A 15,111-nucleotide genomic window follows, 5' to 3' on the forward strand; every position below is an offset into this window, starting at 1 on the left:
ATCATGAAGAGCCGTTTGACTGCGTTGCCGGACTGGGATCCGGCCTTGTTGCAACAGCTGGGCCTCCCCATCAAGCGGGTGGAGGCCGACAGCCGCCGCGTGCTGCCGGGCGATGTGTTTCTCGCCTGCCGCGGCGAATACACCGACGGCCGCGATTTCATTGCCGCCGCGCTGGAGAAGGGCGCGGCCGCCGTGCTGTGGGACGACGCCGACGGCTTCGCCTGGAAAGCCGAGTGGCAGGCGCCCAATCTGGCGGTGCCCAATCTGCGCGAGCGCGCCGGCATCGTCGCCGCGCACGTATTGGGCCAGCCCTCGCGCGACCTGACCGTGGTCGGCATCACCGGCACCAACGGCAAGACCTCCATTTCCCATTGGCTGGCGCAGGCGTTTTCCTTGCTGGGCCAGAAGGCGGCGCTGATCGGCACCGTGGGCAACGGCTTTTACGGCCAGCTGACCGAAACCACCCACACTACGCCGGACCCGGTGACGGTGCAGCAGAAGCTGGCCGAGTACCGCCGCCAGGGCGCGCATGTGGTGACGATGGAAGTGTCCAGCCACGGCCTGGACCAGTTCCGCGTCAACGGCGTGGAGTTCGCCACCGCGGTGTTCACCAATCTGACGCGCGACCATCTGGACTACCACGGTTCGATGGAAGCCTACGGTGCCTCCAAGAAGAAGCTGTTCTTCTGGGAGGGCCTGAAGCAGGCGGTCATCAACGCTGACGACGCCTTCGGCCGCCAGTTGGCCGCCGAGATCGACCCGCAAACCACCCAGGTGGTGACCTACGGCCTGGAGCAGGGCGATGTGCGCCCGCTGGCGCTGGCCGCCACCCTGGAAGGCCTGCAACTGACCGTGACCACGCCGTGGGGCGTGGTGGACGTGCGCACCGGCCTGGTGGGGCGCTTCAACGCCGCCAATCTGCTGGCCTGCCTCGCCACGCTGTGCGTCAACGGCGTCAGCCTGCAGGACGCCGCCGCGGTGATGGCGCGCATCCAGCCGGCGCGCGGCCGCATGCAGAGCGTGGGCGGCACCCATGAGCCGCTGGTGGTGATCGACTACGCGCACACCCCGGACGCCTTGGAAAAGGCGCTGGCCACCTTGTCTGAAATCCGCCCCACCGGCGGCAGGCTGTTTTGCGTATTCGGCTGCGGCGGCGACCGCGACCCTGGCAAGCGCCCGATGATGGGCGCCATCGCGCAGAAATATTCCGACGTGGCGGTGCTGACCAGCGACAACCCGCGCAGCGAGGACCCGCAGGCCATCATCCGCGACGTATTGGCCGGCATGGACGCCGCCAAGGCCCATGTGGAAGCCGACCGTGAGGCCGCCATCCACTGGGCGGTGAGCCAGGCCCGCGTGGGCGACGTGGTGCTGGTGGCCGGCAAGGGCCATGAGGAGTACCAGGACATCGCCGGCGTCAAACGTCCGTTCTCCGACTTCCGCGTGGCGGAAGAGGCGCTCACCGCCTGGGGGGCGCAGCCATGATGACGCTGAGCCAAGCCGCCGCCTTCGCCCAGGGCCGCCTGATCGGCGCCGACGGCGAAGTGCTGCGCGTGATCACCGACAGCCGCCTGGCGCAGCCGGGCGACCTGTTCGTCGCGCTGACCGGCGAGCGTTTCGACGCCCACGCTTTCGTGGCCGACGTGGTGGCCAAAGGCGCGGCCGCGCTGGTGCGGGACGGCTTCGAGCTGGCCGGCGCCAGCCTGATCCCGGCCGGCGACGACACCCGGCTGGCCCTGGGCCGCTTGGCCACCGGCTGGCGCGAGACGCAGCCGGCCGTTTGCATCGGCGTCACCGGCTCCAACGGCAAGACCACGGTCAAGGAGATGCTGGCGGCGATCTTGCGCGCCCATGCCGGCAGCGAGGCCGTATTGGCTACCGCCGGCAACTTCAACAACGACATCGGCCTGCCGCTGACCCTGCTGCAGCTGAAGCCGCAGCACCGTTACGCCGTGATCGAGATGGGCATGAACCATCACGGCGAGCTGCGTTATCTGACTGGCCTGGTCCGGCCGCAGGTGGCGCTGGTCAACAACGCCATGCGCGCCCATTTCGGCCATTTCGGCTCCACCGCCGACGTGGCGCGGGCCAAGGCGGAAATTTTCGAAGGGCTGGCCGAGGACGGCGTCGCGGTGGTCAACGCCGATGACGCCAATCTGGATGTGTTTATCGCCGCGGCCGGCCATCATCGCCTGTCGCGTTTCGGCCTGGCCGGTCCGGCGGACGTCGGCGCGCGCGAAGTGCAAGCCTCCGCGCTGGCCAGCCGCTTCATGTTGACCTCGCCGGCCGGCGAGATCGCCATCGAGCTGCCGGCGCCCGGCGAGCACAACGTGCGCAACGCGCTGGCCGCGGCGGCCATGGCGTTGGCGCTGGGCGTGCCGCTGGCGGCCATCGCCGAGGGCCTCGCCGCATTCGGCGGTGCCAAGGGCCGGCTGCAGCTCAAGCACAGCCCGCGCGGCTTGACCGTGATAGACGACAGCTACAACGCCAACCCGGATTCGATGAAGGCCGGCCTGGATGTGCTGGCCGGCCTGCCTGGCCCGCGTTGCTTTGTGATGGGCGATATCGGCGAGCTAGGCGAAGCCGCGCCGGAACTGCACGCCGAGGTGGGCGAGCATGCCCGCGCGCGCGGCATCGAGCAGCTGTTTGCGCTGGGCGAGCTGTCGCGGCGCGCCGTGCAGGCGTTTGGCGAGGCCGGACAAGGTTTTGATTCGATTGACGAGCTGTTGGAGTGCCTGGATAGCCGGCTGGCGTCGGGTACCGCCGTTCTGGTCAAGGGGTCGCGCTTCATGCGCATGGAACGGGTGGTGGAACACCTGATGCAAGCAAAGAAAGAAGGAGTATAAGGTGCTGCTTTGGCTGGCTGATCTGTTGGGCTCGCATATCCGGGCCTTCAATGTCTTCAACTACATCACGCTGCGCGCGGTGATGGCGGCGCTGACGTCCCTGTCGATTTCCTTGCTGATGGGGCCGTGGGTGATCCGCAAGCTGACCGAGCTGAAAGTGGGCCAGGCCGTGCGCAACGACGGCCCGCAAACCCATCTGGTCAAGGCCGGCACCCCCACCATGGGCGGTTCGCTGATCCTGCTGGCCATCACCCTGACCACGCTGTTGTGGGCCGACCTGTCTAACAAATACGTGTGGCTGCTGCTGGCGGTGATGCTGGGCACCGGCGCGCTGGGCTTTTACGACGACTGGCGCAAGGTGGTGTACAAGGACCCGAAAGGCGTGTCCGCCAAGTTCAAGATGGCTTGGCAATCCGCCATCGCCATCGGCGCCGGCGTATTCCTGATCGCCACCGCCAAGCTGCCGGCTTCCACCGAGTTCATCGTGCCCTTCGTCAAGACCATCGCCTATCCGCTGGGCGCGGTGGGTTTTTGCGTGCTGACCTATCTGGTGATCGTCGGCACCTCCAACGCTGTCAACCTGACCGACGGCCTGGACGGCCTGGCGGCGCTGCCCACCGTGCTGGTGGCGGCCGGCTTGTCGATTTTCGCCTATGTCGCGGGCCACGCGGTGTTTTCCAAGTACCTGGGCGTGCCCTTTATTCCCGGCGCGCATGAGGTGGTGGTGTTCTGCGCCGCGATGTGCGGGGCCTGCCTGGGCTTCCTGTGGTTCAACGCCTATCCGGCCCAGGTGTTCATGGGCGACGTCGGCGCGCTGGCGCTGGGCGCGGCCTTGGGCACGGTGGCGGTGATCGTGCGCCAGGAGATCGTGCTGTTCTTCATGGGCGGCCTGTTCGTGATGGAGGCGCTGTCGGTGATGATACAGGTGGCCTCGTTCAAGCTGACCGGCAAGCGCGTGTTCCGCATGGCGCCGCTGCATCACCACTATGAGCTGAAGGGTTGGAAGGAAACCCAGGTGGTGGTGCGTTTCTGGATCATCACCATGATGCTGGTGCTGGTCGGCCTGTCCACGCTGAAGCTGCGCTGAGGATGAACGCCATGGATTACGCCAAGCGACAGGTGACGGTGGTGGGGCTGGGAGGCTCGGGCCTGGCGGCCGCGCGCTATCTGGCCGCCCACGGCGCGCGCGTGCGCGTGGCCGACGCCAAGCCGTCCGCCGAGCGGCTGGCCGAGCTGGAGCGCCATCTGCCGGGCACCGAAGTCATCGCCGGCGCGTTTGAGGACGCCACCTTCGCCGGTTCCGACTTGTTGGTGGTCAGCCCCGGCGTGCCGCTGGCCAATCCGGCCATCGCCGCCTTCCGCCGCGCCGGCGGCGAGGTCGTCGGCGATATCGAGATCCTGGCGCGCGCCATCCATGGCGATGGCAGCCAGGTGATCGCCATCACCGGCTCCAACGGCAAGAGCACGGTCACCAGCCTGGTGGGCCATCTGTGCGAGGCCGCCGGACTGGACACCGTCGTCGCCGGCAATATCGGCCTGGCGGTGCTGGAGGCGCAGCTGGAACGCGAGCACAGCGGCAAGCGCCCCGATGTGTGGGTGCTGGAATTGTCCAGCTTCCAGCTGGAGTCCACCTTCACGCTGCAGGCCGATGCCGCCACGGTGCTGAATATTTCCGAGGACCACTTGGACCGCTACGCGGACCTGCTGGACTACGCCCACGCCAAGACCCGGGTGTTCCACGGCCAGGGCGCGCAGGTGCTGAACAAGGACGACGCGCTGGTGCGCGCCATGGCCCGCCCCGGCCATGCGCTGAAGTGGTTTTCGCTGCAAGGCGAGGCCGATTACGCGCTGGCGGTGGAAGCGGGCCGCTATTGGCTCAGCGTGCAGGGCGAGAAGGTGTTCGATTGCGCCGAGATGCAGCTGCAAGGCCTGCACAACGCCGCCAACGCGCTGGCCGCGCTGGGCCTGTGCCAGGCGATAGGCCTGCCGTTGGATAAATTGCTGGGCGGGTTGAAGACTTTCCGTGGACTTGAGCATCGCGTCGAGCTGGTGGACGAATTCGACGGCGTCGCCTTCATCGACGACTCCAAGGGCACCAATGTGGGCGCCACCGAGGCGGCCTTGAACGGCATGACGCGCCCCGTGGTGCTGATTGCCGGCGGCGACGGCAAGGGCCAGGACTTCGCGCCCTTGAGGCCGGCCTGCGCCCGCATCGCGCGCGCCGTGCTGCTGATCGGCCGCGACGCGGCCAAGATCGAGCAGGCGCTGGCGGGCAGCGGCGTGGCGTTGGAGCGCTTCGACACGCTGGAAGACGCCACGCGCCGCGCGGCGGCATTGGCCCAACCCGGCGACGCGGTCTTGCTGTCGCCGGCCTGCGCCAGCCTGGACATGTTCAAGAACTACGCGCATCGCGCCCAGGTGTTCATCGACACCGTGGCGGCGGTGAAGGCGGAGCGCGCATGATCCGCAATCCGGCCAGCCGCTACACGGCGATCACCCCCCTGGACGAGGCGCTGGCCTGGGCCCTGGCCTTGCTGCTGTCCATCAGCCTGGTGATGGTGTATTCGGCGTCCATCGCCTATGCGGAGGCCGACGCGGCGACGCATAACCGCTACTTCTACTTGATGCGCCACATCGTGTTCATGGTGATCGGCTTGAGCGTCGGTTACATCGCCTTCCTGGTGCCGACGTCGTTCTGGCAGAAGTACTCCGGCAAGCTGTTCTTGATCGGCCTGGTCTTGCTGGTGCTGGTGTTGATTCCCGGCATCGGCCGGGTGGTGAACGGCTCGCGGCGCTGGATCAATTTGTTGGTGTTGAACCTGCAGCCGTCCGAGGTGATGAAGTTCGCCACCGTGCTGTACGCGGCCGATTACACGGTGCGCAAGAGCCATTTGCTGCACAGCATCAAGGAGGGCTTCGCGCCGATGTTCGCCGCCATGGTGGTGGTGGCCTTCCTGCTGCTGCGCGAACCGGACTTCGGCGCGCTGATGGTGGTGATGAGCATCGCCATGGGCCTGTTGTTCCTGGGCGGCATCAATCTGCGTATTTTCAGTGGCCTGGCGGTGATGGCGGTGGTGGCCATCGTGCTGCTGATCATCTCCTCGCCGTACCGCTTGAAGCGGGTGCTGGGTTTCATGGACCCGTGGGACGACCCGTACGGCAAGGGTTACCAGCTGTCCCACTCGCTGATCGCCATCGGCCGCGGCGAATGGCTGGGCGTGGGCCTGGGCGGCAGCATAGAGAAGCTGTTCTATCTGCCGGAAGCGCATACCGACTTCATCCTGGCGGTGATCGCCGAGGAGTTCGGCTTTGTCGGCATCTGCGTATTGATCGGACTGTACGCCTGGATCGTGCGCCGCGCTTTCCACATCGGCGTGGAGTCGAGAAAGCTGGAGCGCTACTACCAGGCGCTGGTGGCGCAAGGCATGGGCATCTGGCTGGGCATCCAAGTGTTTTTCAATGTGGGCGTGAATATGGGTTTGCTGCCCACCAAGGGCCTGACCCTGCCGCTGATGTCCTTCGGCGGCTCGGCCATGTTGATGAATTTGATCGCGATGGCGGTGCTGTTGCGAGTGGATTATGAGAACCGACGCATCATGCGCGGCTACAAGGTTTGACGAAGATGGCGAATCGTACGGTCATGGTGATGGCGGCAGGCACGGGTGGACACATCGTCCCCGGCCTCGCCGTGGCCAAGGAATTGCAAAGCCGGGGCTGGAAGGTGGTGTGGCTGGGCACCCGCCGCGGCATGGAAAACAAGCTGGTGCCGCCGACCGGCATTGAACTTGAACGGCTGAATTTCCACGGCGTGCGCGGCAAGGGCCTGTTTGGCTCGATCCAGGGCGCGCTGCAGCTGGCGGGCGCGTTCTTCAAGTGCGCGGGGCTGATTTTCCAGCACCGGCCGGACGTGGTGCTGGGCATGGGCGGCTATGTCTGCCTGCCCGGCGGCGTGATGGCCGGCCTGCTGTGGAAACCGCTGGCCCTGGTCAACGCCGACGCCAGCCTGTTGCTGAGCAACCAGGCCTTGCTGCCTTTCGCCAAGAAGCTGGTGTGCGGTTTCGACGGCAGCGCGGCCAAGCAGGCCAAGGCGCTGGTTACCGGCAATCCGGTGCGGAGAGAGATCGAAGACATCGCCGCGCCGGCCGTGCGCTTCGCCGGCCGCCGCGGGCCGCTGAAGGTGCTGGTGGTGGGCGGCAGCCTGGGCGCCAAGGTGTTGAACGAAACCTTGCCGCAGGCGATGGCCAAGCTGCCGGCCGACAAGCGGCCGCAATTGACGCACCAGACCGGCGAGGCCAATTTCGCTTCGGTCGAAGCGGCCTATCAGGCGGCGGGCCTGCGGGATCAGGTAGAGCTGTTGCCCTTTGTCGACGACATGCCTAAGCGCCTGGCCGAGTGCGACCTGATCCTCTGCCGCGCCGGCGCGATCACGGTCAGCGAGCTGTGCGCGGCCGGCGTGCCCAGCGTGCTGGTGCCGCTGGTGGTGTCCACCACCAGCCATCAGCGCGACAACGCGGAGTGGATGGAAAAAGAAGGCGCGGCTTGGCATTTGCCGCAAAAAGAATTGACTGCCGATGGGCTGGCTGGCCTGTTGGCGACGCTGGACAGAGACCAGTTGCTGCAAAAGGCGGAGCGCGCGCGCGCGCTGGCCCGCCTGGGCGCGGCCGGCCGGGTGGCCGACCTGTGCCAGCAGCTGGCCGGGGATAGACCGGACGCCGCAGAAGCGTCCCAGTAGAGACACACAGACATGAAACACAGGGTCAAACACATACATTTCGTGGGCATAGGCGGCGTCGGCATGTGCGGCATCGCCGAGGTGCTGCACGGCCTGGGCTATACCGTGTCCGGTTCGGACATGGCCGACAACGCCACCACCAAGCGGCTGGCGGCCGAAGGCGTGCGCGTGTTCTTCGGCCACGACGCCACGTATATCGAAGGCGCCGACGTGGTGGTGACGTCCACCGCGGTGAAGGCGGACAACCCGGAAGTGCTGGCGGCGCGCGACAAGCGCATCCCGGTGATTCCGCGCGCGATGATGCTGGCCGAGCTGATGCGCTTCAAGCAGGGCATCGCCATCGCCGGCACTCATGGCAAGACCACCACCACCAGCCTGACCGCCTCGGTGCTGGGCGCGGCCGGGCTGGACCCGACCTTCGTCATCGGCGGCAAGCTGACCGCAGCCGGCGCCAACGCCAAGCTCGGCTCCGGCGAGTTCCTGGTGGCCGAGGCCGACGAATCCGACGCGTCCTTCCTGCATCTGACCCCGGTGATGGCGGTGGTGACCAATATCGACGCCGACCACATGGACACCTACGACCACAGCTTCGACAAGCTGAAACAGGCTTTCGTCGACTTCCTGCAGCGCATGCCGTTCTACGGCCGCGCCGTGCTGTGCGTAGACGATCCCAACGTCCGCGAGATCAAGTCCCGCATCACCCGGCCGGTCACCACCTACGGTCTGGACGACAGCGCCGACATCTATGCCGAAAACGTGCGTGCCGTAGCCGGCCAGATGCATTTCGACGTGGTGGTGAAAAACGGCGTCACCACGCGTTTCCCGCTGGTGTTGAACCTGCCGGGGCGCCACAACGTGCTCAACGCGCTGTCCGCCATCGCCATCGGCCTGGAGTGCGGCGCCAGCATAGAAGCCATCCAGTTGGGCCTGGCGGAGTTCGCCGGCGTCGGCCGCCGCTTCCAGCGCTACGGCGAGGTGAAAGCCAAGGATGGCGGCAGTTTCACCCTGATCGACGACTACGGCCACCATCCGGTGGAAATGGCGGCCACGCTGGCCGCCGTGCGCGGCGCTTTCCCGGGCCGGCGCCTGGTGCTGGCCTTTCAGCCGCACCGTTACACCCGCACCCGCGACTTGTTCGAAGACTTCGTCAAGGTGCTGTCCGGCGTGGACGCGCTGCTGCTGTGCGAAGTGTACGCGGCCGGCGAAGCGCCGATCGTGGCGGCAGACGGCCGGGCGCTGGCGCGCGCGGTGCGCGTGGGCGGCAAGGTGGAGCCGTTGTTCGTCGAGGCCATCGCCGACCTGCCGCAGACCATTCTGGACGCGGCGCACGACGGCGACGTGGTGGTGACCATGGGCGCGGGCTCGGTCGGCGCGGTGCCGGCCAAGGTTGTGGCCGCGCAGGCGGTTTGACAGGATTTTCGCCCGCGCCGCCGGCGCGGGCTTGTTGAGGATAGATAGATGAAGCAGTACGGCAAGGTGGCGGTGTTGATGGGCGGCAGCTCGTCCGAGCGCGAAGTGTCGCTGATGAGCGGCGCGGGCGTGCTGGCGGCGCTGCAATCGAAGGGCGTGGACGCCCATCGTTTCGACCCGTCGGAAAAACCGTTGGCGGCGCTGAAGGAAGAGGGGTTCGATTGCGTGTTCAACATCCTGCACGGCCCCTTCGGCGAGGACGGCACGCTGCAGGGCGCATTGGAAGCGTTGGGGATGCCGTATACCGGCTGCGGCGTGATGGCCTCGGCCATCGCCATGGACAAGTGGCGCACCAAGCTGCTGTGGAAGGGCGCGGGGCTGCCGATTCCGGCCTTTGAACTGTTGGACGAGGGCAGCGATTTCGACGCCATCGAAAAGCAATTGGGCCTGCCCCTCTTCGTCAAGCCGTCGACCGAGGGTTCGAGCATAGGCGTGACCAAGGTGAAGCAGCCGGGCGAGTTGCGCGCGGCGTTTGAAGAAGCGCGCAAGTACGACGACGTGGTGATCGCCGAGCAGTTCATCGGCGGCGGCGAATACACCTGCGCGGTGATAGGCGAGACGGCTTACCCGACGATCAAGATCGAGCCGGCCACCGAGTATTACGACTACCAGGCCAAGTATTTCCGTGACGACACGGTCTACCGCTGTCCGTCCGGCCTTTCGCCGGAAGTGGAAGCCCGGGCGCGCGAGCTGGCTTTGAAGGCGTTCCAGGTATTGGGCTGCCGCGGCTGGAGCCGGGTGGATTTCCTGATGGACGAGGCGGGCGAGATCTACCTGCTGGAAGCGAATACCAGCCCGGGTATGACCAGCCACAGCCTGGTGCCGATGGCGGCGCGGGCCGAAGGGATCGCCTACGAGGATCTGTGTCTGAAGGTATTGGATACGGTGCATGTGGGATAACCATCGGCTGCTAAGGAGCCTGGCCAATCTGCTGCTGGGCGCCTCGGCGCTGATGCTGCTGTACGCGGGGGGATTCTGGCTGACGCACGCGCCGGTGTTCCCGGTGAAGAAGATACGGATACAGGGCGACATGAACCGGGTGACGGCGGAACAGCTGAAATTCATCGCGGAGCATGAACTGTCCGGCACCTTCTTCACGCTGGATATCGACAAGACGCGCGCCGCCTTCGGCAAGCTGCCGTGGGTGCGCGACGCGCAGGTGAGACGGCGCTGGCCGGACGCGCTGGATATCACCGTGGAGGAGCATGCGGCGCTGGCGCGCTGGGGAGAAAACGGTCTGGTCAACACCCGCGGCGAGCGCTTCGACGCCGCCAGCGACGCCAACTTGCCGGTGTTTTACGGTCCGGCGGGCGCGGAGAAGGACATGACGGCGATGCTGACGCAGCTGCGTCAGGCCTTGCAGCCGTCGGGCCTGGCGCCGCGCGAGCTGTGGCTGTCGTCGCGGCGGGCGTGGAAAGTGGTGTTGGACAACCAGCTGGAGCTGGAGCTGGGCAGAAATGACGCGGTGGCGAGGGCGGAACGCTTCGCCACCTACTGGAAGAGCGAGTTGGCGCGGTTGCCGTATCACATCGAATACGTCGACCTGCGCTACCCGAATGGATTCGCCGTGCGGATGCCCGATTACAAGGCGCCGCCGGCCAAAGGACACAAGTGATTAGGCTTTGGAGCGACAGGTGAGCAAACCCAAGGAAAGCAAAAACATGCTGGTCGGCCTGGACATCGGCACCTCCAAGATCGTGGCGATCGTGGCCGAGGTGCTGGAAGACGGCCAGCTTAACATCGTCGGCATGGGCCACACCCCGTCGCGCGGCCTGAAGCGCGGCATGGTGGTGAACATCGAGTCCACCGTGCAGGCGATCCAGCGCGCGCTGGAAGAGGCCGAGCTGATGGCCGACTGCAAGATTCACGAGGTGTTCGTCGGCATCGCCGGCAGCCACATCAAGAGCGTGAACTCGCACGGCATGGTGGCGATCAAGGATCGCGAAGTCACCAAGATGGACATCGACCGCGTGATCGAGACCGCGCGCGCGGTGACCATTCCGCCGGACCATCAGGTGCTGCACATCCTGACCCAGGAATACAGCATCGACGGCCAGGAAGGCGTGCGCGAGCCGCTGGGCATGAGCGGCGTGCGGCTGGAGGCCAAGGTGCACATCGTCACCGGCGCGGTGTCCGCCGCGCAGAACGTGACCAAGTGCGTGCGCCGCTGCGGCCTGGAAGTGTCCGACCTGGTGCTGCAGCCCATGGCCTCGGCCATCGCCGTGCTGTCGGAAGATGAAAAAGACCTGGGCGTGTGCCTGATCGACATCGGCGGCGGCACCACCGACATCGCCGTCTATGTCGGCGGCGCCATCCGCCACACCGCGGTGATCCCGATCGCCGGCGACCAGATCACCAACGACATCGCCATGGCGCTGCGTACCCCGACCAAGGAAGCCGAGGACATCAAGATTCAGCACGGCGTGGCCCTGGTGGGCATGGCCGACCCGGCGCAGATGATAGAAGTGCCGGGCGTGGGCGAGCGCGGTCCGCGCCAGATGTCGCGCGCCACCCTGGCCGAGGTGGTCGAGCCGCGCGTGGAAGAGCTGTTCCAGCTGGTGCAGCAGGAGCTGCGCCGCAGCGGCTTTGAAGAACTGCTGTCCTCCGGCATGGTGTTGACCGGCGGCGCCAGCCTGATGCCGGGCATGGTGGAGCTGGCCGAAGAAGTGTTCCACCTGCCGGTGCGCGTGGGCGTGCCCAAGTATGTGGGCGGCCTGGCCGAAGTGGTGAAGACGCCGCGCTTCTCCACCGGCGTGGGCCTGCTGTTGTACGGCAAGGACCAGATCCAGGGCTATGCCGGCCCGGTGAAGGCGGAGAGCGGCGGCATGGGCCAGATGTTCTCGCGCATGAAGGCGTGGTTTGGCAGCAATTTCTGATGCGATTGAGCGCCGCCGGCATGGGCCGGCGGCACATCCAAATGTAGTTCGGGCGCAGTACCTAAGTTGGGCAATGGCTCATCTTTATGTGAGGAGAGGGAAATGAGCGGAATGGTTTTCGAAGTGATGCAAGAGACGGCCAGCGCGGCCGTGATCAAGGTGATCGGCGTGGGCGGCGGCGGCTGCAACGCCATCGACAACATGATTTCCGGCAATGTGCACGGCGTGGAATTCATCTGCGCCAACACCGACGCGCAGTCGCTGCAGCGCAACCGCGCGCCGCAGAAGCTGCAGCTGGGCTCCAACCTGACGCGCGGCCTGGGCGCCGGCGCCAACCCTGAAGTGGGCCGCAGCGCCGCCCTGGAAGACCGCGAGCGCATCGCGGAAACGCTGCGCGGCGCGAACATGGTGTTCGTCACCGCCGGCATGGGCGGCGGCACCGGCACCGGCGCGGCGCCCGTTGTGGCCGAAGTGGCCAAGGAAATGGGCATCCTGACCGTGGGCGTGGTCACCCGTCCGTTCGAGCACGAAGGCAAACGCCTGAAAGTGGCGCAGAACGGCATCGAGGACCTGAAGAAGCATGTGGATTCGCTGATCGTGATCCCCAACGAGAAGCTGATGGAAGTGCTGGGCGAGGACGTGACCATGCGCGAAGCCTTCCGCGCCGCCGACGACGTGCTGAAGGGCGCCGTGGCAGGCATCGCCGAAGTGATCACCTGCCCGGGCCTGATCAACGTCGACTTCGCCGACGTGCGCACCGTGATGGGGGAGATGGGCCTGGCGATGATGGGTTCCGCCTACGCTGCCGGCATCGACCGCGCCCGCGTGGCCGCCGAGCAGGCCGTGGCCAGCCCGCTGCTGGACAACATCACCCTGGAAGGCGCGCGCGGCGTGCTGGTGAACATCTCCACCGCCCCGGGCTGCCTGAAGATGAGCGAATACCGCGAAATCATGGGCATCATCCGCCAGTACGCGGACGAGGACGCGCAGATCAAGTTCGGCACCGCCGAAGTGGAGGACATGCCGGAAGACACCATCCGCGTGACCTTGATCGCCACCGGCCTGGGCCAGAAGAAGAGCCCGCGCAACGAAGAGCGTCCGGAGTACATCAAGATCGTCAAGACCGGCACCGACGACCGCGCCGTGGAAATGGTGAACTACGAAGACCTGGACGCGCCGGCCATCATGCGCACCGGCCGTCGCCGCGCCTCGCCGTCGCTGGACTTCTCCAACCCGGAAGTGAGCGAAAGCTACGACATCCCGGCCTTCCTGCGCAAGCAGGCGGACTGAGCGGAGGACGCGGATAGATAAACGCTATTCATGCCAGCGAATCAATCAATAAAGCATAGCGAATCGCTATGCTAGAATCGGGCATTCCCGATTGATTGAGTAGCCTGAAATGATTTTGCAGCGCACGCTGAAGCAAGCGATCAGCGCCACGGGCGTCGGTCTGCATTCCGGCGAGCGGGTGAAGCTCACCCTGCTGCCGGCGCCGCCCGATACCGGCATCGTCTTCCGTCGCACCGACTTGCCCGAGCCGGTCGATGTGAAGGCTGAACCCTCGCTCGTGAACGACACGCGCCTCTCCTCCACGCTGGTGACGGACACCGGCGTGCGTGTCGGCACGATCGAGCACCTGATGTCGGCCTTTGCCGGCTTCGGCATCGACAACCTGATCGTAGAAGTGACGGCGGCGGAAATGCCCATCATGGATGGCTCCGCCGCGCCGTTTCTTTACCTGTTGCAGACGGCCGGGGTGGTCGATCAGCCCAAGAAAAAGCGTTTCATCCGCGTCAAGCAGAGCGTGGCGGTGGAAGAGGGCGACGTATGGGTCAGGCTGGACCCGCACGAAGGCTTCAAGGTCAAGCTCGGCATCGTGTTCAACCATCCGGCGTTCAACCGCGCGCCGCAGACGGTGGAAGTGGACTTCGCCCGCCACTCCTATATGGACGAGATCAGCCGGGCCCGCACCTTCGGTTTCATGCACGAGCTGGAATACATGCGCAGCCACGGCCTGGGCCGCGGCGGCAGCCTGGATAACGCCATCGTCATCGACGACGAATACGTGCTCAATCCAGAAGGCTTGCGCTTCCCGGACGAGTTTGTCCGCCACAAGCTGCTGGACGCCATCGGCGACCTCTACATCATCGGCCATCCGCTAATCGCCGCCTTCTCCGGCCACAAATCCGGCCATGCCATGAACAACAAGCTGCTGCGCAAGCTATTGGCCACGCCTGAGGCGTGGGAGTTCGTCAGTTTCGACGATGTGCTGGACGCGCCATCCAGCTTCCATCAGCTGCCGCAGCCGGATTGAGCCGTATTCGGTTTCTGGCGGCGATGGCGGCTGCTGACGATCTTGACCATAGGCTGGGCGCTGCCAGGCTTCGCCTTCACCCATGAGCCGCGCCGTCTGCTCCGGCGATTGCACGCTGGCGCGCTGGCCAGCAGCTTGTCATTTGCTGTTTTGGCTGATATTCCGCAGGTTGCGCGGAGGGTTCAATCTGAGCGTGATAGCCATGGGGACACATGGAAGAGCACGGAATGCATGGCGCTTGAGCGGGCACGCGCGGACTAGCGGACTCGTGTTGAGAAAGCCGCATCGGCGGATGCTGTCCGTGCCTTTCCGTGTGCGCCCGCGGCTAATCATGTTTGACTCGAAAGGTTTGCCATGACCCGACTCACCCATTTCGATGCCGCCGGCCAAGCCCATATGGTCGATGTCGGCGCCAAACCGGCCACGGCGCGGCGCGCGGTGGCCGAGGGCGTGATCCGCATGCTGCCGGCCACCTTCGCGCTGGTGCGGGATGGCGGCCACAAGAAGGGCGACGTGCTGGGCATCGCGCGCGTCGCCGCCATCATGGCGGCCAAGAAAACCTGGGACCTGATCCCGCTGTGCCATCCCATTGCCTTGACGCGGCTGGCGGTGGATTTCGAACTGCGGGAGGGCGAATCCGCCGTGCGCATCGAGGTCACGGCCGAGTGCAACGGCCAGACCGGGGTGGAAATGGAAGCGCTGACGGCGGTCAATGTCGGCCTTTTGACCATCTACGATATGTGCAAGGCGGTGGACCGCGGCATGGAAATCGGCGGCATCCGCCTGCTGGAGAAAGACGGCGGCAAGAGCGGCGGCTGGCGGGCGGACGGTTAACGGCTATCCACGTTTGCGGCGCGCTCCCCGCGCCCACCG

The 15,111-nt window shown here is 66.0% G+C and carries 13 protein-coding genes; all 13 read left to right on the forward strand.

The window, feature by feature from the left end:
* The first annotated feature begins 3 nt into the window (after positions 1-3).
* The 13 genes from FYK34_RS18545 (at position 4) to moaC (ending at position 15,072) form a co-directional block, all read left to right on the forward strand.
* Positions 4-1,485, forward strand: a complete 1,482-nt coding sequence (locus FYK34_RS18545; RefSeq protein WP_149299072.1) for a UDP-N-acetylmuramoyl-L-alanyl-D-glutamate--2,6-diaminopimelate ligase — start codon at positions 4-6, stop codon at positions 1,483-1,485.
* Positions 1,482-2,846 carry a UDP-N-acetylmuramoyl-tripeptide--D-alanyl-D-alanine ligase gene (locus tag FYK34_RS18550; protein WP_149299075.1) on the forward strand — a complete coding sequence of 455 codons (1,365 nt, stop codon included), beginning with the start codon at positions 1,482-1,484 and terminating at the stop codon, positions 2,844-2,846. Before FYK34_RS18545 ends, FYK34_RS18550 begins: the two co-directional genes overlap by 4 nt.
* A gap of 1 nt (position 2,847) precedes the next feature.
* On the forward strand, positions 2,848-3,933 hold the full coding sequence (mraY, locus tag FYK34_RS18555; RefSeq protein ID WP_149299077.1) for a phospho-N-acetylmuramoyl-pentapeptide-transferase: 1,086 nt from the start codon (positions 2,848-2,850) through the stop codon (positions 3,931-3,933).
* An 11-nt stretch (positions 3,934-3,944) separates the two neighbouring features.
* A complete protein-coding gene (gene murD / locus FYK34_RS18560) occupies positions 3,945-5,309 on the forward strand; it encodes a UDP-N-acetylmuramoyl-L-alanine--D-glutamate ligase (protein ID WP_149299079.1) in 1,365 nt (454 codons plus the stop codon).
* Positions 5,306-6,463 carry a putative lipid II flippase FtsW gene (gene ftsW, locus FYK34_RS18565; protein ID WP_149299081.1) on the forward strand — a complete coding sequence of 386 codons (1,158 nt, stop codon included), beginning with the start codon at positions 5,306-5,308 and terminating at the stop codon, positions 6,461-6,463. Before murD ends, ftsW begins: the two co-directional genes overlap by 4 nt.
* Before the next feature lie 5 nt (positions 6,464-6,468).
* Positions 6,469-7,578, forward strand: coding sequence for an undecaprenyldiphospho-muramoylpentapeptide beta-N-acetylglucosaminyltransferase (murG, locus tag FYK34_RS18570; protein WP_149299083.1), 1,110 nt, complete (start codon positions 6,469-6,471; stop codon positions 7,576-7,578).
* Between the two features lie 12 nt (positions 7,579-7,590).
* Positions 7,591-8,988, forward strand: a complete 1,398-nt coding sequence (gene murC, locus FYK34_RS18575) for a UDP-N-acetylmuramate--L-alanine ligase (protein ID WP_149299085.1) — start codon at positions 7,591-7,593, stop codon at positions 8,986-8,988.
* 48 nt (positions 8,989-9,036) lie between these two features.
* Positions 9,037-9,948 (forward strand): D-alanine--D-alanine ligase, encoded by a 912-nt coding sequence (locus FYK34_RS18580; protein ID WP_149299088.1) that lies wholly within the window; start codon positions 9,037-9,039, stop codon positions 9,946-9,948.
* A complete protein-coding gene (locus FYK34_RS18585; RefSeq protein WP_149299090.1) occupies positions 9,938-10,663 on the forward strand; it encodes a cell division protein FtsQ/DivIB in 726 nt (241 codons plus the stop codon). Before FYK34_RS18580 ends, FYK34_RS18585 begins: the two co-directional genes overlap by 11 nt.
* 46 nt (positions 10,664-10,709) lie before the next feature.
* Positions 10,710-11,924, forward strand: a complete 1,215-nt coding sequence (gene ftsA, locus FYK34_RS18590) for a cell division protein FtsA (RefSeq protein WP_196782760.1) — start codon at positions 10,710-10,712, stop codon at positions 11,922-11,924.
* 102 nt (positions 11,925-12,026) lie between these two features.
* Entirely contained in the window at positions 12,027-13,214 is a 1,188-nt protein-coding gene (ftsZ, locus tag FYK34_RS18595; protein WP_149299094.1) for a cell division protein FtsZ, read from the forward strand.
* Positions 13,215-13,326: 112 nt separating this feature from the next.
* A complete protein-coding gene (gene lpxC / locus FYK34_RS18600) occupies positions 13,327-14,238 on the forward strand; it encodes a UDP-3-O-acyl-N-acetylglucosamine deacetylase (RefSeq protein WP_168209841.1) in 912 nt (303 codons plus the stop codon).
* 354 nt (positions 14,239-14,592) lie between these two features.
* Entirely contained in the window at positions 14,593-15,072 is a 480-nt protein-coding gene (gene moaC, locus FYK34_RS18605; RefSeq protein WP_149299098.1) for a cyclic pyranopterin monophosphate synthase MoaC, read from the forward strand.
* Positions 15,073-15,111: the final 39 nt, after the last annotated feature.

It is taken from the genome of Chromobacterium paludis (assembly GCF_008275125.1).
GTDB lineage: Bacteria > Pseudomonadota > Gammaproteobacteria > Burkholderiales > Chromobacteriaceae > Chromobacterium > Chromobacterium paludis.

Excerpts from the sequence above, each read along its gene's own strand:
- FYK34_RS18545 (WP_149299072.1), top strand. The coding sequence starts at position 4 with ATGAAGAGCCGTTTGACTGCGTTGCCGGACTGGGATCCGGCCTTGTTG.
- FYK34_RS18550 (WP_149299075.1), top strand. The coding sequence starts at position 1,482 with ATGATGACGCTGAGCCAAGCCGCCGCCTTCGCCCAGGGCCGCCTGATC.
- murD (WP_149299079.1), top strand. The coding sequence starts at position 3,945 with ATGGATTACGCCAAGCGACAGGTGACGGTGGTGGGGCTGGGAGGCTCG.
- ftsW (WP_149299081.1), top strand. The coding sequence starts at position 5,306 with ATGATCCGCAATCCGGCCAGCCGCTACACGGCGATCACCCCCCTGGAC.
- murG (WP_149299083.1), top strand. The coding sequence starts at position 6,469 with ATGGCGAATCGTACGGTCATGGTGATGGCGGCAGGCACGGGTGGACAC.
- murC (WP_149299085.1), top strand. The coding sequence starts at position 7,591 with ATGAAACACAGGGTCAAACACATACATTTCGTGGGCATAGGCGGCGTC.
- FYK34_RS18580 (WP_149299088.1), top strand. The coding sequence starts at position 9,037 with ATGAAGCAGTACGGCAAGGTGGCGGTGTTGATGGGCGGCAGCTCGTCC.
- FYK34_RS18585 (WP_149299090.1), top strand. The coding sequence starts at position 9,938 with ATGTGGGATAACCATCGGCTGCTAAGGAGCCTGGCCAATCTGCTGCTG.
- ftsA (WP_196782760.1), top strand. The coding sequence starts at position 10,710 with ATGCTGGTCGGCCTGGACATCGGCACCTCCAAGATCGTGGCGATCGTG.
- ftsZ (WP_149299094.1), top strand. The coding sequence starts at position 12,027 with ATGAGCGGAATGGTTTTCGAAGTGATGCAAGAGACGGCCAGCGCGGCC.
- moaC (WP_149299098.1), top strand. The coding sequence starts at position 14,593 with ATGACCCGACTCACCCATTTCGATGCCGCCGGCCAAGCCCATATGGTC.